Raw genomic sequence first — 26,480 nt, 5'->3', positions numbered from 1 at the left:
TGATACGGTCCGGGCGCGGCGCTGCCCCGCGGCGCTCAGCTGCGGTAATCGGCGTTGATGGCGACGTATTCCCGGGTCAGATCCGTGGTCCAGACGGTAGCGCTGCGCTCGCCACGGCCCAGGTCGATGCGAATCGCGATCTCTTCCTGGGCCATGACCGCACTGCCGGCTTCCTCGGTATAGCCGTCGGCGCGGCCGCCGTGCTCGACCAGGCGCACGTCGCCCAGGTCGATGACCACGCGCTCGACGTCGAAGTCTGCCACCGGCGCCCGCCCCACGGCGGCGAGGATACGCCCCCAGTTGGCGTCGCTGGCGGCCAGTGCGGTCTTGACCAGCGGCGAATGTGCCACGGTGAAGGCCACGTCCAGCGCTTCCTGGCGCGTCACTGCGCCGTCGACCCGCAGGCCGACGAACTTGGTGGCGCCCTCGCCGTCGCGCACGATGGCCTGAGCCAGCTCGATCATCAGCCGCTCGAGCGCCTCGCGGAACGCCACCAGGCGCTCGTCGTCGTCGATAGCCGCGCCGCGGCCGGTGGCGATCAGCATGCAGGCATCGTTGGTCGAGGTGTCGCCGTCCACCGTGATGCAGTTGAACGAGCGGTCCACGCTCTCGCGCAGCAGTTCGTCCAGCAGCGCCGGTGCGACGGCCGCATCGGTGGCCACGAAGGCCAGCATGGTAGCCATGTTGGGCTTGATCATGCCCGAGCCCTTGCTGATGCCATTGAGGGTGACCGTCTCGTCACCCAGCTGAAAGCTCACACTGGCACCCTTGGGCCGGGTATCGGTGGTGAGGATGCCCTCGCCTGCCGCGGCCCAGCCCGCCGCGCTGCCATCGAGGCCGCGCAGCGCCTCGGGCAACCCGGCCAGCAGGCGATCCATGGGCAGCGTCTCGCCGATCACGCCGGTGGAGAACGGCAGCACCTGGGAAGACTGTACCCCGGCCAGGCCGGCCAGCTCATCGCAGGTGGCCCGCGCGTCGCGCAGGCCAATCTCGCCGGTGCCGGCATTGGCGTTGCCGGTATTGACCACCAGATAGCGCGGCGCCTCGCCGTGCAGGGTGCAAGCCGCCAGGTGCTCGCGGGCCACGGTCACCGGGGCGGCACAGAAGGCATTGCGGGTGAAGCTGCCCGCCACGGCGGCACCCTCGGGCACTTCGATCACCACCAGATCGCGGCGATCGGCGGTCTTGATCCCCGCGCGGGCCGTGCCCAGGCGCACCCCGTCGATCACCGGCATATCCGGAAAGCTTGCTGGGCCCACTGCCATCGTCTGTCTCCTGTATGAATTCGGTTCGAGGAAAACACGTGTGAGGTGTGAGGGGCGAGGGGCGAGGGGCGAGGTGTCCGCAGTATGGCCGGCACCCGAATCCTTACTCCTTACTCCTCACGCCTTACGCCTTACTCCCTACTCCTCACGCCTCGTCCCTCGTCAGCTCAGCTTGCCGCAGCACTGCTTGAACTTCTTGCCCGAGCCGCAGGGGCACGGATCGTTGCGTCCGACCTTGGGACCCTCGCGGCGCTGGGGGCGCGCCTCACCGGCCGGCGCGGCCGCGGCGGCCTGCTCGGCGTCGGCGGGCCCCTCGGGCGCATCGTGACGGCTGGCCGCAGCAGCCTTCTCGCGCTCCAACGACTCGCGACGCTGCTGCTCCAGAGCCTCGACCTCTTCGGGCTGACGTACCTTCACGTGGCTGAGGATACGGGTGACGTCGGACTTGATGTTGGTCAGCAGCGTCTGGAACAGCTCGAAGGACTCGCGCTTGTACTCCTGCTTGGGGTTCTTCTGGGCGTAGCCGCGCAGATGGATGCCCCGACGCAGGTGGTCCATGGACTGCAGATGTTCCTTCCAGCGGGTATCCAGCACCTGCAGCATCACCTGCTTCTCGAAGCGGCGCATCAAATCGGCACCGGCGATCTCGGCTTTGTCTTCATAGGCCTGGCGATGCATTTCCTGCAGGCGCTCGCGCAGCTGCTCCTCGTGGAAGCGCTGGTCGTCCTCGGCCCACTGCTGCACCGGGGCCTCGAGGTTGAACTCGGTCTTGAGATGATCCTCCAGGCCGGCCAGGTCCCACTGCTCCGGCAGGCTCTGGGGCGGCACGAAGGCACTGATCGCCTCGTCGAGCACCTCGGCGCGGATGCCGATGACGTTCTCGGAGACGTCGTCGGCGGCGAGGATCTCGTTGCGCTGCTCGTAGATGACGCGACGCTGGTCGTTGGCCACGTCGTCGTACTCGAGCAGCTGCTTGCGGATATCGAAGTTGCGGCCCTCGACCTTCTTCTGGGCGCGCTCCACGGCGTTGGAGACCATCTTGTGCTCGATCGCCTCGCCGCGCTCCAGGCCCAAGGCCTGCATCAGCTTCTGCACGCGCTCGGAGCCGAACAGCCGCATCAGGTTGTCTTCCAGCGACAGGAAGAAGCGGGTCGAGCCCGGGTCGCCCTGGCGACCGGAGCGGCCGCGCAGCTGGTTGTCGATGCGCCGCGACTCGTGGCGCTCGGAGCCGATCACGTGCAGGCCGCCGGCGGCGAGTACCGCCTCGTGGCGCTCCTGCCACTCGGCCTTGAGGCGCTCAACCTGCGCTTCGCTAGGCGATTCGAGCTGCGCGGCCTCGGCCTCCCAGTTGCCACCCAGCACGATGTCGGTACCGCGGCCGGCCATGTTGGTGGCGATGGTGATGGCGCCGGGGCGGCCGGCCTGGGCGATGATCTGGGCCTCGCTCTGGTGCTGCTTGGCGTTGAGCACGTTGAAGGAGATGCCCGCCCGCCTCATCAGCTCGGCCAGGTACTCGGAGGTCTCGATGGAGGCGGTACCCACCAGCACCGGGCGACCGGCCTCGGTCTGGACCTTGACGTCCTCGATGATCGCCTCGTACTTCTCCTCGGCGCTGAGGTAGACGAGGTCGTTCTGGTCCTTGCGCGCCAGCGGCTTGTTGGTGGGAATCACCACCACGTCCAGGCCATAGATCTGGCGGAATTCGAAGGCCTCGGTGTCGGCGGTGCCGGTCATGCCGGACAGCTTGTCGTAGAGGCGGAAGTAGTTCTGGAAGGTGGTGGAGGCCAGCGTCTGGCTCTCGCGCTGGACCGTCACGCCCTCCTTGGCCTCGACCGCCTGGTGCAGGCCCTCGGACCAGCGTCGGCCCGGCATGGAGCGGCCGGTATGCTCGTCGACGATCACCACCTGACCGTCGCTGACGATGTAGTCGACATCACGCTGGTAGAGGTGTCGGGCACGCAGCGCCGAGTGCATGTGCTGCAGCAGGTTGAGGTTCTGGGCGGCGTAGAGGGAATCTTCCTCGCCCAGCAGGCCTTCGCCGCGCATCAGCTGCTCGACCTTATGGTGGCCACCCTCGGTGAGCTCGACCTGCTTCTGCTTCTCGTCGAGGGTGAAGTCGCCGCTCTCCGGGTCTTCCTCGTCGGTGCAGACCTCGAGGTTACGCGACAGCCGATCGACCACCTTGTAGAGCTCGGTGTTCTCGTCGACCGCCCCGGAGATGATCAGCGGCGTCCTGGCCTCGTCGATCAGGATCGAGTCGACCTCATCGACGATGGCGTAGTGCAGCCCGCGCTGGACCTTATCCTCCAGCGAAAAGGCCATGTTGTCGCGCAGGTAGTCGAAGCCGAACTCGTTGTTGGTACCGTAGGTGATGTCGCAGGCGTAAGCCGCGCGCTTCTCCTCGGGCGTCTGGCCGGCGTAGATGGTGCCAACGGTGAGCCCCAGGAATTCGTACAGGGGGCGCATCCAGTCGGCGTCGCGGCGCGCCAGATAGTCGTTGACCGTGACCACGTGCACGCCCTCGCCCGGCAGGGCGTTGAGGTAGACGGACAGCGTGCCGACCAGGGTCTTGCCCTCGCCGGTCTTCATCTCGGCGATGCGACCGCCGTTCAGGGTAATACCGCCGATCATCTGCACGTCGAAATGGCGCATGCCCATGACGCGCTTGCTGGCCTCGCGCACGGTGGCGAAGGCCTCGGGAAGCAGCGCCTCGAGCGTCTCGCCGGCGGTCAGGCGCTCGCGGAACTCGGCGGTGCGCGCCTGGAGCGCGGCATCGTCAAGGGTCTCGAGGTCTTTCTCGAGGGCGTTGATGCGGGCTACGGCGCGGCCCATGCGCTTCACTTCGCGGTCGTTCTTGGAACCGACCACCTTGCGTAACAGGTTGTTGATCATGAAGGGTCCATTGCTGCGGGTGCTTGTGGCCGGCACACGTCCGGCCGCTCGTCATGGTTCAGGCGAGAAACACCCGCGGCGGCCCACGGCGGGTCAGGACATCGTGGGCCGCCACGGCCCGCTGCCGCGGAACGAAGAGAGGCAGCCGGATCGCGAGACGCCCGGCACGGTGGGAAAGCGGCCGGGAGGGCCAACGACGCCGGGCGCGGCGACGCGCCTGGAGCCGCGAGCTGGCACGGATCAGTGCCGGCGCCAGGATGCAGACCTGGATGACGCGCTCGACCGGCGTCGCCGCGCCAAACGGTGACAGCCCGGCCGGCAGCAGACAACCGACCAGCAGGCCGGCCAGCCACCAGCGAGGCGGACGACGGCCCGACGGCCGGCGATCCGGCGGCCGACGCTCCGGCATGCGGCGAGGCGCCGAGCCAGGCTCGACGGGCGCTGCCGGTGCTGTCTGCGCGGTAAGGCTGGCCATGCTGTCGAGGGACTCCCGTGCCTATGCTAGGCTCATGCGTTCGAAGGCCGTCGACGCGACGGTCGACAGATCGCGACCCCGGGTCGAACCCCGAGAATCAAGCTGATGAGTATAAAGGTTAAGCGAAGGCGAGCCCAGCCCATGACCCAGGTGCTGAACGGCCGGGGAGAGCTGGGCAACCTGATGCGTCGGGCGCGGCTGATCGAGCAGGCCCAGCAGCACCTGCGCGACCATCTTCCCGGTGAGCTCGGCGAGCATCTTTTCGTCGGCGGCTTCCATGAGGGACGACTGACGGTGATCACCGATCGCGCCGTCTGGCTGACGCGCCTGCGCTACGAGCAGTCACGGCTGCTGTCTCTGCTCCACGAGCTGCCCGGCTTCGCCGCGGTGACCGGCTTCGACTTCAAGGTCCGCCCGGTGCGCCCGGCCAAGGTACCGCCGCGACAGACCCGACACCTGCCCGCACGGGCCGCCGACGAGCTATCGAGCTGCGCCGCCGACGTTGACGACCCGACGCTCAAGCGCGCGCTGGAACGCCTCGCCTCTCATGCTGAACGGGAGAAGTGAGGTGCGAGGTAGCGAGGCCAGGATCGCCCCCGTCCGCACAGTAAACGCCCCCGCGGGTAGACCCAGCGGGGGCGTTGATTTTCAAGCTGCGTCTGGACGCGAACCGGTCAGGCCATGGCCGGCGCGGCATAGGAGATCGGCGCCTTGGCGGCCTCTTCCTCGAAGGTGACGATTTCCCAGGCGTCCTGGTTGGCCATCAGCGCGCGGCACAGCTGATTGTTCAACGCATGGCCGGACTTCACGCCGCGGAACTCGCCGATCAGGCTATGCCCGAGCTGGTAGAGATCGCCGATGGCGTCCAGCACCTTGTGCTTGACGAACTCGTCATCGTAGCGCAGACCGCCCTCGTTCACGATGCGATAGTCGTCGACCACGATGGCGTTGTCGAGACTGCCGCCCAGCGCCAGGTTGTTGGAGCGCAGATACTCGAGATCGCGCATGAAGCCGAAGGTGCGGGCTCGAGACACTTCCTTGACGAAGGAGGTCGTGGAGAAGTCGACCACGGCACTCTGCTTCTGGGCTTCGAACACCGGGTGGTCGAAGTCGATGGCGAAGGACACCTTGAAGCCCTGATGCGGCAGGAAGATCGCTTCTTTCTCACCATCGCGCACGACCACCTCGCGCTTGATGCGGATGAACTTCTTGGCCGCATTCTGCTCGGCAATGCCGGCAGACTGGATCAGAAACACGAAAGGACCGGCGCTGCCGTCCATGATCGGCACCTCGGGGGCGCTGACATCGACGTAGGCGTTATCGATGCCGAGGCCGGCGAGCGCCGACATCAGGTGCTCGACGGTCGCCACCTTGACGCCGTCCTTGGACAGCGCGGTGCATAGGGTGGTGTCGGTAACGCTGTCGGCGCTGGCCGGGATCTGCACCTCGGGATCCAGGTCGGTGCGCACGAAGACGATACCGGTATCGACCGGCGCCGGCCGCAGGGTCAGGTAGACCTTCTTGCCGGAGTGCAGGCCGACGCCGGTGGCGCGGATGACGTTCTTGAGTGTGCGTTGTCTGATCATGGGCAGTCGCCAGGCAGTCGGTAATTATCAAACACCGTTCACTATAACACCAAACGCACGTTTCAACAAAAACAAGTTGCGTTCAAAGCGACTATGCAAACGATAGCGACATTCAATCAGCCTGACGGCGCAGGAAAGCCGGAATATCGAGATAGTCGTCGAGCTCCTGAGACTTGCGCGTCTCGGGCTGAGGACGGGTCGTTTCCTGGGGCTCGGCCTTGGAGGCTGCCGCAGAACCACGACCCGCAGCGGCCTGCTGCGGACGGCTCGCTGCCGCCTGACGCTGACGGTAGTCGCCGCCGGAGGCCGCCTCGCGGCGCGCGCCCTGACTGGCCGACGCCGACTGGCGCTGGCCATCCAGGCCGGCTGCCACCACGGTCACGCGCAGCTCGTCGGTCATCTCCATGTCGATGGAGGTGCCCACCACGATGGTGGCGTCCTGGGAGGCGAACTCCTGAACGGTGGCACCGACGTCGTTGAACTCGCCGATCGACAAATCCGGGCCAGCGGTGATGTTGACCAGGATGCCGCGCGCGCCGTGCAGGTCGATGTCTTCCAGCAGCGGGCTGCGAATCGCCTTCTCGGCGGCCTCGCGGGCACGATTCTCGCCGGTGGCGCCGCCGGTGCCCATCATCGCCATGCCCATCTCGGACATCACGGTGCGCACGTCGGCGAAGTCGACGTTGATGATGCCGGGACTGGTGATCAGCTCGGCGATGCCCTGTACCGCGCCCAGCAGCACGTCGTTGGCGGCGCTGAAGGCGGTCAGCAGACTGGCGCTCTTGCCGAGCACGGAGAGCAGTTTCTCGTTGGGAATGGTGATCAGCGAGTCGACGTGCTCGGAGAGCTCCTTCATGCCCTCCTCGGCCGAGCGCATGCGCTTGGGCCCCTCGAAGGGGAACGGCCGCGTGACCACGGCCACGGTCAGGATACCCAGTTCCTTGGCGACCTGAGCCACCACCGGCGCGCCGCCGGTGCCGGTGCCGCCGCCCATGCCGGCGGTGATGAACACCATGTCGGCGCCATTGAGCAGTTCGGCGATGCGTTCGCGATCCTCCATGGCGGCCTGACGGCCGACTTCGGGGTTGGCACCGGCGCCGAGCCCCTTGGTGATTTCGCTGCCGAGCTGGAGAACGGTCTTGGCCGCCACCCGCTTCAGCGCCTGGGCATCGGTGTTGGCGCAGATGAACTCGACGCCCTCGATGCTGCTTTCGACCATGTGATTGACGGCGTTGCCGCCACCACCGCCGACACCGATGACCTTGATGACTGCACTGCTTGAGGGTGCACTGTCTACCAGTTCGAACATTAGCCCCGTCTCCTGGACCGCGATCGCGGCCCTGTCAGAAATTTCCTTTGAACCAGCCCTTGAGCTTTACCAGCGCCGGAATCCCTTCCCCTGCTCCGCGCCGGGAGGCGTCTGCGCGCCTCGGCTGCGCCGACATGCCACTGCCCGACGACTCTTGTTGGCCGTGCCCCTGACGGGCCTCGTTTAGAGCGTAATGTAGCAAACCGACCCCCGTCGAATAAATCGGATTGCGAACCACATCGGCGAGCCCTCTCACGTTCTGCGGACAGGCGATTCTCACCGGCATGTGAAAGATTTCCTCGGCCAGCTCGACGACCCCTTCCATGCGCGAGGTCCCGCCGGTCAGCACCACGCCGGCGGCCACCAGATCCTCGAAGCCGCTGCGGCGCAGCTCGTCGCGCACCAGGGTGAACAGCTCCTCGTAGCGGGGCTCGACCACCTCGGCCAGCGACTGGCGAGACAGGTCCCGCGCCGGCCGGTCGCCGACGCTCGGCACCTTGATCATCTCGTCGCTGGCGGCCATCTGGGTCAGCGCGCAGGCGTACTTGACCTTGATCTCCTCGGCGTGCTGCGTCGGCGTGCGCAGCGCCATGGCGATATCGTTGGTGACCTGGTCCCCGGCAATGGGAATCACCGCGGTGTGACGGATGGCGCCTTCGGTGAACACCGCGATGTCGGTGGTGCCGCCGCCGATATCGACCATGCACACGCCGAGCTCGCGTTCGTCTTCGGTCAGCACGGCATGGCTGGAGGCCAGCTGTTCGAGGATGATCGCATCCACGTCGAGCCCGCAGCGGCGCACGCACTTCTCGATGTTCTGCACCGCGTTGAGCGCGGCAGTGACGAGATGCACGCGGGCCTCCAGGCGCACCCCGGACATGCCCAGCGGCTCGCGAATGCCGCCCTGGGTGTCGATGGCAAACTCCTGTGGCAGCACGTGCAGCACGCGCTGACCTTCGGAGATAGCGCGAGCCCGCGCCGAATCGATGACGCGCTCGATATCGGCGGGGGCGACTTCGCGCTCCTTGATGGCGACCACGCCATCGGAGTTCATCGAGCTGATATGGCTGCCGGCGATCCCCACGTAAACGGAGTGGATGTCGCAGCCGGCCATCAGCTCCGCCTCTTCCACGGCACGCTGGATGGACTGCACCGTGGATTCGATGTTGATCACCACGCCCTTTTTCATCCCGCGGGAGGGATGAGAGCCGATACCGGCGATCTCGATGCCGCCATCATCAGTGGGTTGACCCACGATCGCCACGACCTTGGATGTTCCGATATCCAGCCCGACTACCATATTGGACGCATTGGATGGACCTGACATGAGTCGGGATATCTCCTCGAGCTGACCCGCTTGGGGAAATTAAGCATTAATAACGAGAAAAACCTGGGCCAATTATAGAAACAACTTCCCGTGTTTCACCAGCCCATAGCGAAAAACATCCGTCACGATACGGCGATTTTCCCCCAAAAGGAACACCCTGGCGCGGCTCCGTTCCTTCGCGAGTCTTTCGCCGATCGCCTTCAACTTTTCTTAGCGGTCTCGATCTCGGCCGGTTCGCTTTCGCCATGCCAGGCGACGGCCACGCCGTTGGGATAGCGCAGATCGATGTAGCGAATATGCGACGCCACATCATCGAGCTCGCGATCCCAGGCCGCCAGGAAACGCGCCAGTCGCGCCTGGCGATTACTGCGCCCCAGCATGACCCAGATACCGTCGTCGGTCTGCAGGCGCCAGGCGCCACGGTCCTCCAGTCGCAGCTGACCGATGGACAGCCCGTGCTCGCCCAGGCGCGCGATCAGGTCATCGTGATAGGCCAGCACCTCCGGGCCGCTGCCCACGGGGCCGGCCAGATGCTCCAGTCCCTCTGGTGCCGGCAGGGGCGCATAAGCGAAGGGCTCGCCGGCCGGATTGAGCAGCTCGTCATCGTTCCAGCGTGCCACCGGCACCTGCTCGACCAGTTCGAACACCAGCGCATAGGGCCACTCGCGACGAATGCGCACCTCGTTCAACCAGCCGATGTCGCGCGCCTCCTCGCGCAGCTGGCCCAGATCCGCCGACAGCCAGGTCTGGCCCCGCACCAGAGGCGCCAGCTTGCCACGCAGGTAATCGGCGCTGACGTACTCCAGATCTCCGCGGATCGAGACCCGCTCGATGGGCCGGTCGAGCCACAGCCACAGCGCACGACCGCCGGCCACCAGCACCAGCAGCAGCAGCAGGACGCCGACCAGGCTTCCGCGACGCGCCATGACCTCAGGACCGCCCGGCGGTGTCGAGAATGCGCCGCACCAGCGCATCGAAGTCGATGCCGGCGTGAGCCGCGGCCTGGGGCACCAGGCTGTGATCGGTCATGCCGGGCACGGTGTTGACCTCGAGCAGCCAGAAGCGCCCCCCGGCGTCGCGCATCACGTCGACCCGCCCCCAGCCGTCGCAACCGATGGCGGCAAAGGCCTCGCGGCTCAGCTCGGCCAGCCGCGCCTCGTCCTCGGCCGCCAGGCCGCAGGGCAGATGGTAGAGGGTCTCGTCGGAGAGATACTTGGCCTCGTAGTCGTAGAAGCCGTTCGGCACCTCGACGCGAATCGCCGGCAGCGCGCTGTCGCCGAGCAGCGTCACCGTGTACTCCTCGCCGCTGACGAAACGCTCGGCCATCACCCGCGCATCGAAGCGCGCGGCATCGCGATAGGCCGCCTCGAGAGCCTCGGGGCTCTCGACGATGGTGATGCCCAGCGTCGATCCCTCGTGAACCGGCTTGACGATCAGCGGCAGCCCCAGCCGCTCCGCCACCGCGGCCCAGTCGGCGTCGGGGCCCAGCATCTCGCTCTCCGGCGTCGGCAGGCCCAGCGCCTGCCACACCAGCTTGGTGCGTTGCTTGTCCATGCCCAGCGCCGAGGCCAGCACACCGCTACCGGTGTAGGGAATGCCGAGCAGCTCGAGCGCACCCTGCAGGGTGCCGTCCTCGCCACCGCGTCCGTGCAGGGCGATGAAGACGACGTCCGGCTTCAGCGCCTCGAGACCGGCCAGCCCGCCCTGCTCCGCGGGGTCGAAGCCGATCGCCGCGACGCCGCTGCGCTGGAGCGAGGCCAGCACTGCCGCGCCGCTCTTCAGCGACACCTCGCGCTCGGCGGAGTCGCCGCCGTAGAGCACCACCACCCGGCCCTGGCCGGTCACGTCGGTCGTCATAGCGTCACCTCGTCGAGCGCCAGACGGGCGTCGGCCAGACGCTGGGCAATACCGCCCACGTCGCCGGCGCCCTGGGTGATCAGGATGTCGCCGGGGCGCAGCACCTTGGCCAGCAGTCCCGGCAGCTCGGCCTTGTCCTGCACGAAGATCGGATCGACCTCGCCGCGCTGGCGGATCGAACCGGCCAGGCTGCGACCGTCGGCCCCGGGCAGCGGCGTCTCACCGGCCGCATAGACGTCGAGCAGCAGCAGGGTGTCGACCCCGGCCAGCACGCGCACGAAGTCCTCGTAGAGATCGCGGGTGCGCGAATAGCGATGCGGCTGATAGGCCATCACCAGCCGCCGCTCGGGCCAGCCGTCGCGCACCGCCTGGATGACCATCTCCACCTCGCGGGGATGGTGGCCATAGTCGTCGACCAGCATCACCTCGCCGTCGCCGGCCGGCGTCGGGAAGTGGCCGTGCACCTGGAAACGCCGCCCGACGCCGGCGAAGCTCGCCAGGCCGCGCAGGATGGCGTCGTCGTCGACCCCGGCGTCGCTGGCCACGGCGATGGCGGCCAGGGCGTTCAGGGCATTGTGGCGCCCCGGCATGGCCAGACGCACCGGCAGCGGCGTCAGGCCCTCGGGCCGCCGCGCAGTGAAGCGCACCTCGCCGGCCGACTGGGTGAAGTCCTCGATGCCGTAGTCGGCGTCGTCGCTGAAGCCGTAGGTCACGAACTGGCGATTGACCCGCTCGAGCAGCCCGCGCACGTTGGCGTCGTCGATGCACAGCACCGCCAGGCCGTAGAACGGCAGGTTGTGCAGGAACTCGACGAAGGTGTCCTTGAGACGCTCGAAGTCACCGCCGTAGGTCGACATGTGGTCGGCGTCGATGTTGGTGACGATGGCCACCATCGGCTGCAGATGCAGGAAGGAGGCATCGGACTCATCGGCCTCGGCCACCAGGTAGTCACCCTCCCCCAGCCGCGCGTTGGTGCCGGCGCTGGTCAGCTTGCCGCCGATCACGAAGGTCGGGTCCAGCCCGCCCTCGCCGAGCAGGGTCGCGGTCAGGCTGGTGGTGGTGGTCTTGCCGTGGGTGCCAGCCACGGCGATGCCGTGACGGAAGCGCATCAACTCGGCCAGCATCTCGGCCCGGCGTACCACCGGCACGCGATGCTCGTGGGCCCAGCGCACCTCGGGATTGGTCGGGTCCACCGCGGTGGAGACCACCACCACATCGGCATCGCGGGCGTTGTCCTCGGCGTGGCCGATCGCCACGCGCACGCCGCAGGCCTGCAGGCGACTGACCACCGGCGAGGCCTTGAGGTCGCTGCCGCTGACCGCATAGCCCTCGTTGGCCAGCACCTCGGCGATGCCGCACATGCCGGCGCCGCCGATGCCGACGAAGTGGATGCGCCGGATACGGCGCATGCCCAGCCCGCGGCCGAGGCGCGGGGGGGTGGTCTGGCCGGGAACCGGCCCCAGGGTCTGGTCACTCAAAAGCTGTCTCCATGCAACCGGCCACCAGGCGCTCGATGGCGTCGAGATGGGCACAGCCTCGCGCCTCGGCGGCCATGGTGGCAAGCGTATCGGGGTCGAGCAGCGCCGCCAGCCGGTCGGCCAGCGTCGCCGCGGTCATCTCGGATTGCGGCATCAGGGCCGCGGCGCCCTGGGCCACCAGCGCCGCCGCGTTAGCGGTCTGGTGGTCGTCCACCGCATGGGGGAAGGGCACGAACAGCGCCGGCTTGGCCGCCGCCGCCAGCTCCGCCACGGTCAGGGCGCCGGCCCGGCACACGACCAGGTCGGCCCAGTCGTAGGCCTCGGCCATGTCATCGATAAAGGCGCTGACGTCCGCTTTCACGCCATGTTGTTCATAGCCCTCGCGGGTCGCCGCGTCCTTGTCGCGGCCGGCCTGGTGGCGCACCTCGGGCCGATCGGCCTCCGGCAGCCGGGCCAGCGCCTCGGGCATGCCACGGTTGAGCGCCAGTGCGCCCAGCGAGCCGCCCACCACGAGCAGCCGCAGCGGCCGCGCGCGCATGGTCGCGGCGCCGCGCGGCGTCTCGCCGATGGCGGCGATATCGTCGCGCACCGGATTGCCGACCACCTCGGCGCGGCCCGGAAAGGCCTGGGGGAAGGCGGCATAGACGCCGCGCGCCATCCTCGCCAGGACGCGGTTGGTCAGCCCGGCCACGGCGTTCTGCTCGTGGATCACCAGCGGCCGGCGCGCCAGCCAGGCGGCCAGCCCCCCCGGGCCGCTGGCGAAGCCGCCGAGGCCCACCACCAGCTGAGGATCGAAGTCGTGTATCACCCGGCCGGCCTGGCGCACCGCGCCGATCAGCCGCCACGGCGCCATCGCCCAGCCGGCCAGCCCGTTGCCGCGCAGGCCGCTCACCGCGATGCGATGCAGCGGCAGGCCGGCCTCGGGCACCAGCCGGTTCTCGATGCCACGCGGACTGCCCAGCCACTCGACCTCGACGCCCCGGGCCTGCAGGGCCCGGGCCAGCGACAGGGCCGGAATGACGTGACCGCCGGTGCCGCCGGCCATGATCAGGGCGCGCCGCCCTTCGCCTCGACTCATGCTTGCGTTCCTTTGTTCTTGCCAGGGGCGGACGGGGTCTTGCCTGATGGAGCGCGGCGCGTGCCGGCGTCCCGGGCCGCTGTCGGGCTGGCACGGCGCACCGCCTGGCGGGTCTCGATGTCGACCCGCAGCAGCATCGCCACCATGATGCAGCTCACCATCAGGCTCGACCCACCGTAGCTGAGCAGCGGCAGCGTCAGTCCCTTGGTGGGCAGCATGCCGCTGCTGACCGCGATATTGATGAAGGCCTGGGCACCGATCACCAGGGCGATGCCGTAGCAGACGTAGGCCGCAAAGGCCTGCCCCGCCAGCTCGGCGCGCCGCCCCACCGCCATGGCGCGCCACACCAGCAGCGCGAACAGGCCGATCACGCTGATCGCGCCGACCAGGCCCAGTTCCTCGGCGAGCACGGCGAAAACGAAGTCGGTGTGCGCCTCGGGCAGGTAGAACAGCTTCTGCACGCTGTTGCCGAGTCCGGTGCCCAGCCAGTGACCGCGGCCGAAGGCGATCAGCGCCTGGGTCAGCTGGTAGCCGCTGGCGAACTGATCGGCCCAGGGATCGACGAAGCTGGTCAGGCGCGCCATGCGATAGGGTTCGGCGATCGCCACCACGGCGCCCAGGGCGGCGACCAGCACCATCAGCAGCAGGAAGCGGCCCCAGGGCGCACCGGCCATCATCAGCATGCCCATCACGCAGCCGGTCATCACCACCACGGCGCCATAGTCGGGCTCGAAGATCAGCAGGCCACCGTAGAGTCCCAGCACCACCAGCGGGCGCAGGAAGGCGCCCCACTGGCGGCGCACCTGGGGCAGGAAGCGCTCCAGATAGCCGGCCAGATAGGCGATCAGGCACAGCTTGGCGATCTCGGAGGCCTGAAGATTGAAGGGTACGCCGGGCAGCGACAGCCAGCGCCGACTGCCATTGACCTCGCGACCGGCGACCAGCACCGCGGCCAGCAGCACGAGGCCGACCAGCAGCAGCAGCGGCCCGTTGGCCTTCCACCATCCTATCGGCACGCGCAGCGCCAGGGCGCCGATCACCAGCGAGCCCAGCAGGAAAGTGCCGTGGCGAATGCTGAAGTACCAGGCGTTGCCGGTCAGGCTGGAGGCGACCTCGGTCGAGGCCGAGGTGACCATCACCCAGCCGATCAGCAGCAGCGACAGGGCGGCGACCACCAGCCAGCCGTCGAAGGGCTGATGGGCGGTGGAGAGCCGTTCGCGAAGGCGGGCCAGGCGACTCATCGGCGCGTCTCCTGCACCAGACGCGCCACGCCGGCCCGGAAGGCCTCGCCGCGGATCTGGTAGTTGGGGAACTGGTCGAGGCTGGCACAGGCCGGCGACAGCAGCACGCAGTCGCCGGGAGCGGCGATCTCGGCGGCCCGGGCCATGGCGGCCTCGAGATCGTCGACACGGCTCAGCGCCACTGCGCCGTCGAGAGCGGCGGCCAGGCGCTCGGCGTCACGGCCGAACAGGATCGCCTCGCGGCCGTGGCGGGCCAGCGGCGCGGCCAGCGGCGTGAAGTCGGCGCCCTTCCCCACCCCGCCGGCGAGCAGGATCAGCCGGCCGGAGAGCGTCGGGCCGAGCCCGGCGATGGCGGCCAGGGTCGCGCCCACGTTGGTGCCCTTGGAGTCGTTGATCCAGCGCACCCCGCCCGCGTCGGCGATCAGCTCGCCGCGGTGCGGCAGCCCGCGGAAGCGCTCGAGCACGCGGCGCATGGCGGCAAGCTCGAACCCCAGGCGATGCCCCATGGCCAGCGCCGCCAGGGCGTTGGCCTGGTTGTGACGCCCCGGCAGGCGCACCGCATCGGCCGGCATCAGCGGCGCGGCGCCGTGCATCAGCCAGTCGCGGGGCCCGCTGCCGTCGTCGTAAGCGGCGATGCCCCACTCATCGGCCTCGGCGGCCGAATCGGCCGCGGGCGGCGCCGTGGTGAAGCGCTCGAGCGCCGGCGGTGGCGCGTCCGGCCAGGTGGCCGGATCCTCGGCGTTGACGACCGCATGGCGCGCCCCGCGGAAGATCGCCTGCTTGGCGGCGCGATAGCCGGCCAGGTCGCCGTGGCGGTCCAGATGATCCTCGGACAGATTGAGGAAGGCGGCGGTCTCGGCGCCGAGACGCGGCGTGGTCTCGAGCTGGAAGCTCGACAGCTCGAGCACGTACAGGTCCGCATCGGGCCGCTCGACCAGCAGGTCCAGCGCCGGAGTACCGAGATTGCCGCCCACCGCCACGCGCCGGCCGGCCTCATCGGCCATCTCGCCGAGCAGCGTGGTCACGGTGGACTTGGCGTTGGCACCGGTGATGGCGGCGATGGGCGCCCGAGCCGCGCGCACGAACAGCGCGATCTCGCCGACGATCAGCGGCTCGCCGGAGGCGCCGAGGCGCCCGGCCAGGGCATCGAGGCCGGGGCTTCGCGGATCGACGCCGGGGCTGACCACGACCTCGCGGGCCTCCACCATGTCCAGCTCGGTCAGCGGCCCGCAGTGGACCGCGACGCCCGGATGGGCGGCGCGAAACTCGTCCAGCCCTGGCGGCGCGGCGCGGGTGTCGGCGACCATGAAGGGTCGCTCGAGGCGTTGCAGGTGGCGGCAGATGGCGCGCCCGGAGAGCCCGAGCCCGACCACCAGCGTAACGCCCTTGGGCACCTTGACCATCGTCGACTCCTCAGCGCGGCGGCGTCAGCGGATCTTCAGGGTGGCCAGGCCCAGCAGCACCAGCACCACGGTGATGATCCAGAAGCGCACGATGACCCGCGGCTCCGGCCAGCCCTTGAGTTCGAAGTGGTGATGCAGCGGCGCCATGCGGAAGATGCGGCGACCGGTGAGCTTGTAGGAGCCCACCTGCAGGATCACCGAGACGGTCTCCATGACGAAGACCCCGCCCATGATGAACAGCACGATCTCCTGGCGTACGATCACCGCCACCACCCCCAGGGCCGCGCCCAGCGCCAGCGCGCCCACGTCGCCCATGAAGACCTGGGCCGGATAGGTGTTGAACCACAGGAAACCGAGGCCCGCCCCGGCGATGGTGGCACAGAACACCGCCAGCTCGCCGGCGCCGGGAATCATCGGGATCTGCAGGTACTCGGCGAATACGGTATTGCCGCTGGCGTAGGCGAACACCGCCAGACCCATGGCCACCAGCACGGTGGGCATGATCGCCAGGCCGTCCAGGCCGTCGGTGAGGTTCACCGCGTTGGAGCTGCCGACGATCACCAGGTAGGTGAGCACCACGTAGAACAGCCCGAGCTGCAGCACGAAGTCCTTGAACAGCGGCAGGATCAGGCTGGTCTCCACCGGCGAGGCGGCGGTGACGTAGAGGATCGCCGCCGCGCCCAGGCCGATCACCGACTGCCAGAAGTACTTCCAGCGCGCCGGCAGGCCACGGGGATTCTTCTCCACCACCTTGCGATAGTCGTCGACCCAGCCGATGGCGCCGAAGCCCAGGGTCACGGCCAGCACCACCCACACGTAGTGGTTGCGCAGGTCGCCCCAAAGCAGGGTGCTTACGGCGATGGCCATCAGGATCATGGCGCCGCCCATGGTCGGCGTACCGGCCTTGGACAGGTGCGACTGGGGGCCGTCGTCGCGCACCGCCTGGCCGATCTGGCGCTCCACCAGCCGGCGGATCACCTTCGGCCCGAGCCACAGACACAGCACCAGAGCGGTCAGGGTGCCCAGGATCATGCGCAGGGTCAGATAGTTGAAGACGTGAAAGGCGCTCTGGAATTGCGCCAGCAGTTCAGCCAGAAAGAGCAGCATGTAATGCCTTACCTTGATGCATCCGGACACAGCGCCGACACCACGGCCTCCATGCCGGCACTGCGCGAGCCCTTGACCAGCACGCTGGCCCCCGGCGGCAGATGTTGGAGGACGTGGCGCGTCAGCGCCTCCCGATCGTCGAAATGACACCCCGCCTCGCCGAAGGCGCGGCTGGCCGGCCGCGCCGCCTCGCCGAGGGTGCCGAGAAAGTCGATGCCACGTTCGCGGGCGTAGCGGCCCACCTCTTCGTGCAGCCGCTGCGATGCCTCGCCCAGCTCGCCCATGGCGCCCAGCAGGCACCAGTGCGGCCCCGGCAGGCTGGACAGAAGGTCGAGCGCGACCTTCACCGCGCCGGGGTTGGCGTTGTAGGTATCGTCGAGCAGCCGCGAGCCCTTGACGCCCTCCACCACGCTGAGACGCCCCGCCATCGGCGCCACGGCCTCGAGCCCGGCCAGGACATCGTCCGGGCCCAGACCCATGGCCAGCGCCGCGCCGGCCGCCGCCAGGGCATTGGCCACGTTGTGGCGGCCGAGCAGCGAGAGCTGCACGCGCCCCAGTTCGCGATCGTCGTGAAACAGCGTGAAAGCATAGCGTCCGAGCGGATCGCAAACCAGTGTCTCGGCACGCAGACGCGCCGGCCCTTCCACGGCAAAATCCAGCACTTCCCGCGGAGCCGCGAGGCTCGCCCAGCTGGCGAAATAGCGGTCGTCGCGGTTGAGCACCGCCACCCCGTCGCCGGGAAGCGACACCAGGATCTCGGCCTTGGCCTGGGCAATACGCCCCGGACCGCCGAACTCGCCCACGTGGGCGCCGGTGACGTTGGTGATCACCGCGACCTGCGGCTCGGCCAGACTCGCCGTCCAGGCGATCTCGCCCAGATGGTTGGCGCCGAGCTCGACCACCGCCTGGCGATGCTCGCGGGACAGCTCGAGCAGCGTCAGCGGTGCGCCGATATCGTTGTTGAGATTGCCCCGGGTGGCCAGGGTCTCGCCGCGGCGGGCCAGCAGCGCGGCCAGCATCTGCTTGACCGTGGTCTTGCCGCTGTTACCGGTCACCGCCACCAGCGGGCCACCCCAGGCACGGCGCCGGGCGCGCCCCAGCAGGCCCAGTGCCAGCCGGGCATCGGCGACCTCGAGCTGCGGCAGCGGGTCGTCGACGCGACGCTCGACCACCGCGGCCACCGCGCCCGCCTCGCGAGCGGCGGCGATGAAATCATGCCCGTCGAAACGCTCGCCGGTCAGCGCCACGAACAGCGCCCCCGGTCCCAGGCGGCGGGTGTCGGTGACGATTTCATCTACCGACCACTCGGCTTCCCTACCGACTTCGGACGCGGCGAGGCCGAGCGCGCTGGCGACCTCGGCAAGCGTGGCGAGACCGACGCCGCTCATGCCCCGCCCTCCCGGCGGGCGGCCAGCGCCGCCTCGGCCTCATCGAGGTCCGAGAAGGCGTGGCGCACGCCATCGATCTCCTGATAGGCCTCGTGGCCCTTGCCGGCGATCAGGATCACGTCCTCGGCAGCGGCCTCGCGGATGACGTCGCGGATCGCCCGGGCGCGGCCGTCGACCACGCGAGCGATCTCACGGCCAGCCTCGGACAGCCCCTCGAGCATCGCCTGGCGGATCGCCGCCGGCGCCTCGGAGCGGGGATTGTCATCGGTGATCACCAGCCGGTCGGCGTGGCGCTCGGCGGCGGCGGCCATCAGCGGGCGCTTGCCCGCGTCGCGATCGCCGCCGCAGCCGAACAGGCACCACAGCCGGCCGCTGTCGGGAAGGTGCGCGCGCAGCGCCTGCAGCGCGTTCTCCAGGGCATCCGGGGTATGGGCGTAGTCGATCACCACCGTGGGTTCGCCCTCGCCGACCAGCGCCTGCATGCGCCCCGGCACCGGTGCGAGTTCGGCGGCGGCCTCGAACAGGGCATCGATCTCCTCGCCCAGCCCGTGCAGCGTGGCGATGGCCAACAGCACGTTGGTCAGGTTGAAACGCCCCATCAGCGGCAGCGTGAGCACGCGCTCGCCGTCGGGCGTGGCGATCAGCGCGCGCTGGCCCTCGCCGTGGGGCACCCAGTCCACCACGCGCAGTGTCACGGCCTCGTCCTCGCCCACCGCCAGTACCCGCACGCCCTCGCCCAGGCCGGCCAGCATCAGCCGCGCCAGCGGATCGTCGGCGTTGACCACCGCCAGCTCGAGCTCGCCGCGGCGGAACAGCCGCGCCTTGGCCGCGGCGTAGGCAGCCATGCTGCCGTGATAGTCGAGATGGTCGCGGCTCAGATTGGTGAACACCGCGGCGGTGATCCGGCAGGCGTCGAGCCGGCCCTGCTCCAGGGCATGGGACGACGTCTCCATGGCCACGCGTTCGAGACCCTCGCCGGCCAGTTCGCCGAGCGCGGCCTGCAGCGCCAGCGGCCCCGGCGTGGTCAACCGCCCCTCGACCAGCGCCCCCGGGCGACCGTGGCCCAGGGTGCCGATCATGCCGGCCGGCCGGCCGAGGCGTTCGCTCAAGGCGGCGATGTAGTGGGTCACCGAGCTCTTGCCGTTGGTGCCGGTGACGCCGATCAGCTCGAGGGCCTCGGGCACGGCAAACAGATCGCGCCCCAGCTCGCCGAGCCGGGTGCGCAGGTGCGGCAGTGCCACCACCCGCGGATCGTCCGGCAGGGTTGTGTCGTCGTCATGGGCCAGCACCAGGGCAGCGCCGGCCTCGAGGGCCGCGGCGATGTAGTCGCGCCCGTCCACCGCGACGCCGGGCACGGCGAGGAAGACGTCGCCGGCGGCAAGCTCGCGGCTGTCCAGGATCAGCCGCGGCCGCTCGGGCAGCGCGACCCCGGCCAGCGCCTCGCGCCGGCGGGGCCAGTGCGCGCTCAGCGCCTCGATGAGGCGGTCGGCGATCACGTCCATGACGATGTCTCCTTTCGGTGGACAAACAAGCGATAGACGAACAAGCGGCACACGGATGCGCAATGCACGAACGGGGCGTCGATCATGAGTCGTCTCCCAGATTGTCCGGCGGCACGTCGAGGATCCTCAGCGCCTTGCCGGTCACCCGGGAGAACACCGGCGCCGCGACGGAGCCGCCGTAGTAGGAGTCGCCGCGCGGATGGTCGATCATCACCACCGTGATCAGGCGCGGATCGGAGACCGGGGCGATGCCCACGAACAACGCGCGATAGGCATTCTTCTCGTAGCCGCCGTCGCCGCTCTTGCGTACCGTACCGGTCTTGCCGGCCACGGTGTAGCCGGGCACCTCGGCGCGCCGCGAGGCGGTATCCGGCTCCACCACCTGATCCATCATGTCCAGCACGCGATCGGCGACGTCGGGATCGATCACCGGCTCGCCGGCCGGCGGCCGGTTGAGTCGCAGCAGCGAGGGCGGCAGGCGCTCGCCGTGATTGGCGATGGCGGTATAGGCGCTGGCCAGCTGCAGGGCGGAGACCGACAGGCCGTAGCCGTAGGAGAGCGCCGCCCACTGGCTGCTCGACCACACCCGTGGCGACGGCACCTCGCCGCTGGCCTCGCCCGGGAAGCCGGTACCCGGCGCGCTGTCGAAGCCCAGCGCCCGGTAGCGCTGGGGCACGACCGGCTCGTCGAGCTGCAGGGTCAGCTTGGACATGCCGATATTGGAAGAGTGCTCGAGGATGCCGGCCAGCGTCAGCTTGCCGTGATTGATCACGTCCTTGATGGTATAGCCGTCGATGACCATCCAGCCCGGCGAGGTGTCGACCACGGTGTCGGGCGGAAACTTGCCGGTCTCGAGCAGCGCCGACATGGCCAGCGGCTTCATCACCGAGCCGGGCTCGAAGACATCGACGATGGCCCGGTTGCGCAGACCACTCGGATCGAGGCCGGCGCGATTGTTGGGGTTGTAGGAGGGCTGGTTGGCCATCGCCAGCACCTCGCCGGTACGGGCGTCGAGCGTCACCAGCACGCCGCCGTCGGCGTCGTTCTCCTCCACCGCCGATTTGAGCTCGCGATAGGCCATGTACTGCAGCCGCTGGTCGAGGGCCAGCGTCAGGTCGCCGCCGGGCTCGGCCTCCTTGAGCACCTCCAGGTCGCGCACCAGCCGGCCGCGGCGATCCTTGAGCACGCGACGCTGGCCCGGCTCGCCGGAGAGGTAGGACTGGTAGGCCAGCTCGAGGCCTTCCTGGCCGTGATCGTCGATGTTGGTCACGCCGATCAGCTGGGCATCCACCTCGCCGGCCGGGTAGTAGCGCTTGTATTCGGCCCGCTTGTGCACGCCGGGAATGTGCAGGTCGAGCACTTCCTGGGCCGCCACCGGCGTCATGCGACGCTGCAGGTACATGAACTCGTGATCGGCATAGCGCTCGATCCGTGCGTTCAGCGCGTCCGGATCCTGCCCCAGCGCCTGGGCCAGGCGCAGGCGCTGGATACCGTCATCGGGCAGGTCCTGGGGATTGGCCCACAGTGTGACCACCGGCGTGGAGATCGCCAGCGGCTCGCCGTGGCGATCGGTGATCATGCCGCGGTGGGCGGGAATCGGATCGACGCGCAGGGTGCGGGCGTCGCCCTGCCCCTGCAGGAAGGTGCGGTCGAAGACGTTGAGGTCGACGATGCGGCCGGCGAGCAGCGCCAGGCCGATCAGCACCAGCCCCAGCATCACCCGATAGCGCGCCTGCCCCATGGGCGCCGCCGGCGACGAGCGGCGCCGCGAAGCGGCGCGACGTGGCGTATCGCTCATGGGCGGATGACCTCGATCTCATCGATATCGGGCAGCCGCATCTCGAGCCGATCGCTGGCCAGCCGCTCGATGCGCGACGGCGAGGACCAGGCGCTCTCCTCGAGCAGCAGCTGGCTCCATTCGGTCTGCAGCTGCTGATGCTCGCGCTCGAGCCGCTGCAGCTCGGCGTACTGGCCGCGCGTCTGGTGGCTGGTGGCGATCACCGCCAGGGCCACGCCCAGGCAGGCCAGCAGCAGCACGGCGTTGAGCGCCAGCTTCCATGACGGGCGCAGGCGCAGCGGCCAGGCGAAGGAGGAAGTGATGGCGTCGCGTCCCTGAGCCATGGTGAACCTCTCAGTAGCGTTTGCGCGCCACGCGCATCACCGCGCTGCGCGCGCGCGGATTGGCCTCGACCTCGTCGGACCCCGGGCGGCGCGCCTTGCCGACGGACTCCAGGCGGCGCTGAATCTGATCGTCGCGCAGCGGAATCCCCTTGGGCAGGTGCGTGTCGCCGCGCACGTGATCGCGGATGAAACGCTTGACCCGGCGATCCTCCAGCGAGTGGAAGCTGATCACCACCAGATGGCCGCCGGGGGCCAGCGCCTCGAGGGCGGCCTCGAGGGCGGCGTCGAGCTGATCGAGCTCGCCGTTGACCTGGATGCGCAGTGCCTGGAAGGCGCGGGTGGCAGGATGCTTGCCCTTCTCCCAGGCGGGATGGGCGGTCTTGATCACCTCGGCCAGGTCGGCGGTGCGGGTGAAGGGCGTCTCGACGCGGCGGGCGACGATGGCCTTGGCCAGCCGTCGGGCGAAGCGCTCCTCGCCGTAGGTCTTGAACACCCGGGCGATCTCGCCCTCGGCGGCGCGGGCCAGCCACTCCGCGGCGCTCTCGCCGCGGGTCGGATCCATGCGCATGTCGAGCGGGCCGTCGCGCAGGAAGCTGAAGCCGCGCTCCGGGTCGTCGAGCTGGGGCGAGGACACGCCGACGTCGAGCAGCACCCCGGCCAGCCGTCCGTGCAGGCCGCGGGCCTCGGCGAACTCGCCCAGGCGGGCGAATTCGCCCTGATCGATGGCGAAGCGCTCATCGTCGATGGTCGCCGCCTCGGCGATGGCCTGGGGGTCACGATCGATGGCCAGCAGCCGGCCTTCGGGCGCGAGCCGCTCGAGGATCGCCCGGGAGTGACCGCCGCGACCGAAGGTGCCGTCGAGAAAGTGGCCTGCCGGGTCGTGAATCAGGGCGTCGACCGCCCCATCGAGCAGCACGCTGGCATGGCGAAAGCCGCGGGGGGCGTGTTCGGGGGCGGTTGACGTCATGCACTTCTCTTGGCGGCTGGTCTTACGAGTGGCGGGGCGCCGCCGAGCGGCGGCGCGCAGGGAAATTCGTGGGGAGTCGGCCGATAAGCCGGGTTCTGTCGGGGACAGCCATTCCTCTAGGGGCGACGTCACCGTCGCCCTCAAGCAACCTACCCGAACCCAGCGCGGGCCACGCCAACGGGTTCCTATTTGGTCTTGCTCCGAGTGGGGTTTACCGTGCCACGCACTGTTGCCAGGCGCGCGGTGCGCTCTTACCGCACCCTTTCACCCTTACCGGCCTCCCGAAGGAGACGTAGGCGGTCTGCTCTCTGCTGCACTTTCCGTCGGCTCACGCCGCCCAGGCGTTACCTGGCACTCTGCCCTGTGGAGCCCGGACTTTCCTCCCCCGGATCGCTCCGGCGGCGGCTGTCTGGCCAACTCCCGCGGCAAGCATACCAGCGCCCTGGCACCCCCTCAATCCCCGTCCTTGAGCGTTTGCGCCCGGGCATACCAGGCCTTCTTGGCGCCGCCCAGGGTGCGCGCCGCCACTGCCGCGGCCTGCTTGACCCCCACGCCCTCGGCCAGCATCGCGGCAAGCAGCGCATCGGCGTCGACGCTGGCGGCCTCGTCGGCCGACTTCGGCGGCGCGCCGGCCACCATGACCACGAACTCGCCGCGGGTCTGGTCAGGGTCGTCCGCCATCCTCGCCAGCAGCGCCTCGGGCGAGCCCTCGAGGAACGTTTCGAAGGTCTTGGTCAGCTCCCGGGCCAGCACCACCCGGCGCTCGCCGAGCACCGCGCCGAGGTCGGCCAGGGTATCGCGGATGCGATGCGGCGACTCGTAGAACACCAGCGTCTCCTCGCGCTCGGCCAGCGCCTCGAGCCGACCGCGCCGGGTCCCGCCCTTGGCCGGCAGGAAGCCCTGGAACAGGAAGCGATCGGTGGGCAGCCCCGCCGCCGAGAGCGCCGCCACCAGGGCGCAGGCCCCGGGCACCGGCACCACGCGCCGACCACGGGCGCGCAGCTCGCGCACCAGCACGAAACCGGGATCGCTGATCAGCGGCGTGCCGGCATCGCTGACCAGGGCCACGGATTCTCCGGCGGCCAGCCGGGCGTCGATCCGCTCGACCCGCGCCGCCTCGTTGTGCTCATGCAGCGAGAGCATCGGCGGCACCACGCCCAGGTGGCGCAACAGGCGGGCCGTATGCCGAGTGTCCTCGGCGGCCACCAGATCGACCTCGCCCAGCAGCCGCGCGGCACGGGGGCTCAGGTCGTCCAGATTCCCAATCGGCGTGGCGACCACGTACAATACCCCTGATATGGCGTCTGTCATTTAGGCTCCCGGGAAGCTTTTCGCACGTGAGGACAAGGAAGGATTCATGAAGATTTCGTCTCGCGGCCCGCTGGCCGCCGCCTTCGTGGCACTGTGGCTGGCCGGCTGCGCCTTCCAGCCTGGCATCACCGAACGACAGCCCGTCGGCGATCCGGACCAGCTGCTGGCCCAGGCCGAGCAGCAGGCCCCCGAGCAGGCCGCGCTGTCGCGGCTTCAGGCGGCCGATATCCTAGCACGCCAGGGCAACCGCCCCCAGGCACTGGAGATCGCCAAGGGCATCGACGACAGCCGCCTCTCCGTCGAGGATCGCGGCCGCTGGGCGATGCTGCTCTCCGATCTGGGCGAGACCGAGGACGATCCCTGGGCGGTGATCCAGGCCGCCCAGCCGCTCGGCGAACTGCAGCTGCCCCGCGACCAGGCCGAGCTGCTGCGCGAGCGCCAGGCCCGCGCCCTGGGCCAGGTCGACGAACCTCGCGCCGCCGCCAAGGCGCTGCTGCAGCTGCAGGCCAGCAGCGGGCGCCTCGACCTCAACGACCCGATCTGGGAGCAGCTCTCGCGACTGGCGCCCGGCGCCATCGACGAGCTGCGCGACGGCGCCAGCGAGCCGACCCAGGCCTGGCTCGACCTGGCCGAGCTGGTCCGCGCCAGCGGCGGCGACATCGAGCGCCTGTTCGCCCGCCTCGACGACTGGCGCAACAGCCATCCCGACCATCCCGCGGCGCGCCAGCTGCCGGCCAAGATCCTGGCGCTGCGCGACCTGCGCGGCCAGGACGTGCGCCACATCGCCGTCTTCCTGCCCGAGTCCGGCCCCCTGGCCGGGGTGGCCGACGCCATCGAGGAAGGCCTGCGCGCCCACCACATGAGCACCGTCAACGGCGGCGCCAGCGGCGCCCAGCTGACCTTCATCGACTCCTCCGGCGGCAACTTCGACGCCCTCTACCGGGAAGCCAAGCAGGACGGCGCCCAGGTGGTCATCGGCCCGCTGGACAAGGACGCCGTCACCGCCCTGGAGCGCCGCGACAGCGTGCCGATGCCGACCCTGGCGCTCAACTACGGCGAGGATGAACACAGCAGCGCCCAGGGGCTCTTCCAGTACGGCCTCTCCGCCGAGGACGAGGCCCGCGAGGTCGCCGCCCGCGGCCGCCAGGACGGCCGACGGACCGCCTCGCTGCTGGTGCCGGACAACGCCTGGGGCCGCCGCGTCGGCGAGGCCTTCGCCAGCGCCTGGCGCGAGCGCGACGGCACGATCGCCAATGCCGTGCGCTACAATCCGGGCCGGCCGGCCACCGAGAGCACCCGCCGCGCGCTGGGCTCGAACCGCGCCGACATGCTGTTCCTGCTGGCGCTGCCCGAGTACGCCCGCCAGGTGCCGCCGACCATCGACTACTACGCCTACGAGCAGGGGCTGCCGGTCTACGCCACCTCGCATCTCTACGAGGGCCGCCCACAGCCGCGCCTCGACAAGGATCTGGACGGCGTGATGTTCGTCGACATCCCCTGGCAGATCCCGGATGCCGCAGTGGGCGGCGAAGAGGCCCTGCCCTTCCTCGACAGCTACCGCCAGCTGCGCGACGAGTCCGATCCCAACCTGTTCCGCCTGATGGCCATGGGCGTGGACGCCTACGAGCTGGCCCGCCGGCTGCCGCAGTTCCAGGCCATCCCCGGCAGCGAGATGTTCGGCGCCACCGGCACCCTGAGCGCCGACCAGGACGGCCGCATCCATCGCCAGCTGCCCTGGGCCCGCTTCGAGGACGGCGTGCCGCAGCCGGCGATCGACATGAACGCCTTCGGCGATGACGCATCCCGCTGACGCCCGCGCCCGAGGCGCGATCATCGAGCGCCTCGCCGCCGACTGGCTGATGGCCCGCGGCCTGGTGCTCGAGGCCGCCAACCAGCACGCCAAGGGCGGCGAGCTCGACCTGGTGATGCGCGATGGCGAGACCCTGGTGTTCGTCGAGGTCCGCCACCGCAAGAACGCCCGCCACGGCCATCCGCTCGAGACCGTCACCGCCACCAAGCAGCGCCGCCTGATCCAGGCGGCGCGTTTTTATCTGTATCGCAACGGGCTATCATGTGCCTGCCGCTTCGACGTGCTAGCCGCGACCGGCCATCCGCCCGAGCTCGAGTTCGAGTGGATCCCCGGCGCCTTCGAAGCGTTCTGACCCGCCCAAGG

The 26,480-nt window shown here is 69.5% G+C and carries 22 protein-coding genes and 1 other RNA gene; 3 read left to right on the top strand and 20 right to left on the bottom strand.

Annotated features, from left to right (window positions below; all coding sequences use genetic code 11):
• Positions 1-35: 35 nt before the first annotated feature.
• The 3 genes from argJ to MYL53_RS01285 all read right to left on the bottom strand — a co-directional run bounded on the left by argJ (position 36) and on the right by MYL53_RS01285 (position 4,566).
• The gene (gene argJ / locus MYL53_RS01295) at positions 36-1,265 is read right to left on the bottom strand and encodes a bifunctional glutamate N-acetyltransferase/amino-acid acetyltransferase ArgJ (protein ID WP_247851551.1); all 1,230 of its coding nucleotides are present in this window, start codon (positions 1,263-1,265) and stop codon (positions 36-38) included.
• Positions 1,266-1,427: 162 nt separating this feature from the next.
• Positions 1,428-4,157, bottom strand: coding sequence for a preprotein translocase subunit SecA (gene secA / locus MYL53_RS01290; RefSeq protein ID WP_247851550.1), 2,730 nt, complete (start codon positions 4,155-4,157; stop codon positions 1,428-1,430).
• Between the two features lie 58 nt (positions 4,158-4,215).
• Entirely contained in the window at positions 4,216-4,566 is a 351-nt protein-coding gene (locus MYL53_RS01285) for a hypothetical protein (protein WP_247851549.1), read from the bottom strand.
• A 207-nt stretch (positions 4,567-4,773) separates the two neighbouring features.
• Between MYL53_RS01285 and MYL53_RS01280 the strand changes: the two genes are divergently transcribed.
• On the top strand, positions 4,774-5,199 hold the full coding sequence (locus MYL53_RS01280) for a DUF721 domain-containing protein (RefSeq protein WP_247851548.1): 426 nt from the start codon (positions 4,774-4,776) through the stop codon (positions 5,197-5,199).
• A 107-nt stretch (positions 5,200-5,306) separates the two neighbouring features.
• Here MYL53_RS01280 and lpxC read toward each other — a convergent pair whose 3' ends face one another.
• From lpxC to rsmI, 17 genes are all read right to left on the bottom strand, one after another.
• A complete protein-coding gene (gene lpxC, locus MYL53_RS01275) occupies positions 5,307-6,218 on the bottom strand; it encodes a UDP-3-O-acyl-N-acetylglucosamine deacetylase (RefSeq protein WP_247851547.1) in 912 nt (303 codons plus the stop codon).
• A 112-nt stretch (positions 6,219-6,330) separates the two neighbouring features.
• Positions 6,331-7,527 carry a cell division protein FtsZ gene (gene ftsZ / locus MYL53_RS01270; protein ID WP_247851546.1) on the bottom strand — a complete coding sequence of 399 codons (1,197 nt, stop codon included), beginning with the start codon at positions 7,525-7,527 and terminating at the stop codon, positions 6,331-6,333.
• A gap of 34 nt (positions 7,528-7,561) precedes the next feature.
• Positions 7,562-8,854: a cell division protein FtsA gene (gene ftsA / locus MYL53_RS01265; protein WP_247851545.1), complete on the bottom strand. Its 1,293-nt coding sequence runs from the start codon at positions 8,852-8,854 to the stop codon at positions 7,562-7,564.
• A gap of 200 nt (positions 8,855-9,054) precedes the next feature.
• A complete protein-coding gene (locus MYL53_RS01260; protein WP_247851544.1) occupies positions 9,055-9,780 on the bottom strand; it encodes a cell division protein FtsQ/DivIB in 726 nt (241 codons plus the stop codon).
• Positions 9,781-9,784: 4 nt separating this feature from the next.
• Complete coding sequence (locus tag MYL53_RS01255) at positions 9,785-10,711, bottom strand: D-alanine--D-alanine ligase (protein WP_247851543.1); 927 nt, start codon at positions 10,709-10,711, stop codon at positions 9,785-9,787.
• On the bottom strand, positions 10,708-12,120 hold the full coding sequence (gene murC, locus MYL53_RS01250; protein WP_247852353.1) for a UDP-N-acetylmuramate--L-alanine ligase: 1,413 nt from the start codon (positions 12,118-12,120) through the stop codon (positions 10,708-10,710). Before murC ends, MYL53_RS01255 begins: the two co-directional genes overlap by 4 nt.
• A gap of 61 nt (positions 12,121-12,181) precedes the next feature.
• Complete coding sequence (gene murG, locus MYL53_RS01245; RefSeq protein WP_247851542.1) at positions 12,182-13,267, bottom strand: undecaprenyldiphospho-muramoylpentapeptide beta-N-acetylglucosaminyltransferase; 1,086 nt, start codon at positions 13,265-13,267, stop codon at positions 12,182-12,184.
• On the bottom strand, positions 13,264-14,508 hold the full coding sequence (gene ftsW, locus MYL53_RS01240; RefSeq protein WP_247851541.1) for a putative lipid II flippase FtsW: 1,245 nt from the start codon (positions 14,506-14,508) through the stop codon (positions 13,264-13,266). Before ftsW ends, murG begins: the two co-directional genes overlap by 4 nt.
• The gene (gene murD, locus MYL53_RS01235) at positions 14,505-15,911 is read right to left on the bottom strand and encodes a UDP-N-acetylmuramoyl-L-alanine--D-glutamate ligase (RefSeq protein ID WP_247851540.1); all 1,407 of its coding nucleotides are present in this window, start codon (positions 15,909-15,911) and stop codon (positions 14,505-14,507) included. The genes ftsW and murD overlap by 4 nt, the downstream gene beginning before the upstream one ends.
• Positions 15,912-15,935: 24 nt before the next feature.
• A complete protein-coding gene (gene mraY, locus MYL53_RS01230) occupies positions 15,936-17,018 on the bottom strand; it encodes a phospho-N-acetylmuramoyl-pentapeptide-transferase (protein ID WP_247851539.1) in 1,083 nt (360 codons plus the stop codon).
• Positions 17,019-17,026: 8 nt separating this feature from the next.
• Positions 17,027-18,406, bottom strand: coding sequence for a UDP-N-acetylmuramoyl-tripeptide--D-alanyl-D-alanine ligase (locus MYL53_RS01225; RefSeq protein WP_247851538.1), 1,380 nt, complete (start codon positions 18,404-18,406; stop codon positions 17,027-17,029).
• The gene (locus MYL53_RS01220; protein WP_247851537.1) at positions 18,403-19,908 is read right to left on the bottom strand and encodes a UDP-N-acetylmuramoyl-L-alanyl-D-glutamate--2,6-diaminopimelate ligase; all 1,506 of its coding nucleotides are present in this window, start codon (positions 19,906-19,908) and stop codon (positions 18,403-18,405) included. The genes MYL53_RS01225 and MYL53_RS01220 overlap by 4 nt, the downstream gene beginning before the upstream one ends.
• 82 nt (positions 19,909-19,990) lie before the next feature.
• Entirely contained in the window at positions 19,991-21,706 is a 1,716-nt protein-coding gene (locus tag MYL53_RS01215; RefSeq protein WP_282103352.1) for a peptidoglycan D,D-transpeptidase FtsI family protein, read from the bottom strand.
• Positions 21,703-22,029: a cell division protein FtsL gene (gene ftsL, locus MYL53_RS01210; RefSeq protein ID WP_247851536.1), complete on the bottom strand. Its 327-nt coding sequence runs from the start codon at positions 22,027-22,029 to the stop codon at positions 21,703-21,705. The genes MYL53_RS01215 and ftsL overlap by 4 nt, the downstream gene beginning before the upstream one ends.
• Positions 22,030-22,039: 10 nt before the next feature.
• Positions 22,040-22,996 (bottom strand): 16S rRNA (cytosine(1402)-N(4))-methyltransferase RsmH, encoded by a 957-nt coding sequence (rsmH, locus tag MYL53_RS01205; protein ID WP_247851535.1) that lies wholly within the window; start codon positions 22,994-22,996, stop codon positions 22,040-22,042.
• A gap of 68 nt (positions 22,997-23,064) precedes the next feature.
• An RNA gene (gene rnpB / locus MYL53_RS01200) (RNase P RNA component class A) lies at positions 23,065-23,417 on the bottom strand.
• Between the two features lie 32 nt (positions 23,418-23,449).
• Positions 23,450-24,307, bottom strand: coding sequence for a 16S rRNA (cytidine(1402)-2'-O)-methyltransferase (rsmI, locus tag MYL53_RS01195; RefSeq protein ID WP_247851534.1), 858 nt, complete (start codon positions 24,305-24,307; stop codon positions 23,450-23,452).
• Positions 24,308-24,353: 46 nt separating this feature from the next.
• Here rsmI and MYL53_RS01190 point away from each other — a divergent pair, with 46 nt between their 5' ends.
• Both MYL53_RS01190 and MYL53_RS01185 read left to right on the top strand, forming a co-directional pair.
• Positions 24,354-26,117: a penicillin-binding protein activator gene (locus tag MYL53_RS01190; RefSeq protein WP_247851533.1), complete on the top strand. Its 1,764-nt coding sequence runs from the start codon at positions 24,354-24,356 to the stop codon at positions 26,115-26,117.
• Positions 26,101-26,469, top strand: coding sequence for a YraN family protein (locus MYL53_RS01185; protein ID WP_247851532.1), 369 nt, complete (start codon positions 26,101-26,103; stop codon positions 26,467-26,469). Before MYL53_RS01190 ends, MYL53_RS01185 begins: the two co-directional genes overlap by 17 nt.
• Positions 26,470-26,480 lie beyond the last annotated feature (11 nt).

The sequence above is a fragment of the Halomonas getboli genome (genome assembly GCF_023094245.1).
GTDB classification, from domain to species: domain Bacteria; phylum Pseudomonadota; class Gammaproteobacteria; order Pseudomonadales; family Halomonadaceae; genus Halomonas; species Halomonas getboli.
Note: the sequence above shows the minus strand (reverse complement) of the source record. Positions and strands in the feature narration are given on the sequence as shown.

Bases quoted from the DNA above. Each gene is read 5' to 3' on its own strand.
- argJ (WP_247851551.1), bottom strand. From the start codon at position 1,265: ATGGCAGTGGGCCCAGCAAGCTTTCCGGATATGCCGGTGATCGACGGG.
- secA (WP_247851550.1), bottom strand. From the start codon at position 4,157: ATGATCAACAACCTGTTACGCAAGGTGGTCGGTTCCAAGAACGACCGC.
- MYL53_RS01285 (WP_247851549.1), bottom strand. From the start codon at position 4,566: ATGCCGGAGCGTCGGCCGCCGGATCGCCGGCCGTCGGGCCGTCGTCCG.
- MYL53_RS01280 (WP_247851548.1), top strand. From the start codon at position 4,774: ATGACCCAGGTGCTGAACGGCCGGGGAGAGCTGGGCAACCTGATGCGT.
- lpxC (WP_247851547.1), bottom strand. From the start codon at position 6,218: ATGATCAGACAACGCACACTCAAGAACGTCATCCGCGCCACCGGCGTC.
- ftsZ (WP_247851546.1), bottom strand. From the start codon at position 7,527: ATGTTCGAACTGGTAGACAGTGCACCCTCAAGCAGTGCAGTCATCAAG.
- ftsA (WP_247851545.1), bottom strand. From the start codon at position 8,854: ATGTCAGGTCCATCCAATGCGTCCAATATGGTAGTCGGGCTGGATATC.
- MYL53_RS01260 (WP_247851544.1), bottom strand. From the start codon at position 9,780: ATGGCGCGTCGCGGAAGCCTGGTCGGCGTCCTGCTGCTGCTGCTGGTG.
- MYL53_RS01255 (WP_247851543.1), bottom strand. From the start codon at position 10,711: ATGACGACCGACGTGACCGGCCAGGGCCGGGTGGTGGTGCTCTACGGC.
- murC (WP_247852353.1), bottom strand. From the start codon at position 12,120: ATGCGCCGTATCCGGCGCATCCACTTCGTCGGCATCGGCGGCGCCGGC.
- murG (WP_247851542.1), bottom strand. From the start codon at position 13,267: ATGAGTCGAGGCGAAGGGCGGCGCGCCCTGATCATGGCCGGCGGCACC.
- ftsW (WP_247851541.1), bottom strand. From the start codon at position 14,508: ATGAGTCGCCTGGCCCGCCTTCGCGAACGGCTCTCCACCGCCCATCAG.
- murD (WP_247851540.1), bottom strand. From the start codon at position 15,911: ATGGTCAAGGTGCCCAAGGGCGTTACGCTGGTGGTCGGGCTCGGGCTC.
- mraY (WP_247851539.1), bottom strand. From the start codon at position 17,018: ATGCTGCTCTTTCTGGCTGAACTGCTGGCGCAATTCCAGAGCGCCTTT.
- MYL53_RS01225 (WP_247851538.1), bottom strand. From the start codon at position 18,406: ATGAGCGGCGTCGGTCTCGCCACGCTTGCCGAGGTCGCCAGCGCGCTC.
- MYL53_RS01220 (WP_247851537.1), bottom strand. From the start codon at position 19,908: ATGGACGTGATCGCCGACCGCCTCATCGAGGCGCTGAGCGCGCACTGG.
- MYL53_RS01215 (WP_282103352.1), bottom strand. From the start codon at position 21,706: ATGAGCGATACGCCACGTCGCGCCGCTTCGCGGCGCCGCTCGTCGCCG.
- ftsL (WP_247851536.1), bottom strand. From the start codon at position 22,029: ATGGCTCAGGGACGCGACGCCATCACTTCCTCCTTCGCCTGGCCGCTG.
- rsmH (WP_247851535.1), bottom strand. From the start codon at position 22,996: ATGACGTCAACCGCCCCCGAACACGCCCCCCGCGGCTTTCGCCATGCC.
- rsmI (WP_247851534.1), bottom strand. From the start codon at position 24,307: ATGACAGACGCCATATCAGGGGTATTGTACGTGGTCGCCACGCCGATT.
- MYL53_RS01190 (WP_247851533.1), top strand. From the start codon at position 24,354: ATGAAGATTTCGTCTCGCGGCCCGCTGGCCGCCGCCTTCGTGGCACTG.
- MYL53_RS01185 (WP_247851532.1), top strand. From the start codon at position 26,101: ATGACGCATCCCGCTGACGCCCGCGCCCGAGGCGCGATCATCGAGCGC.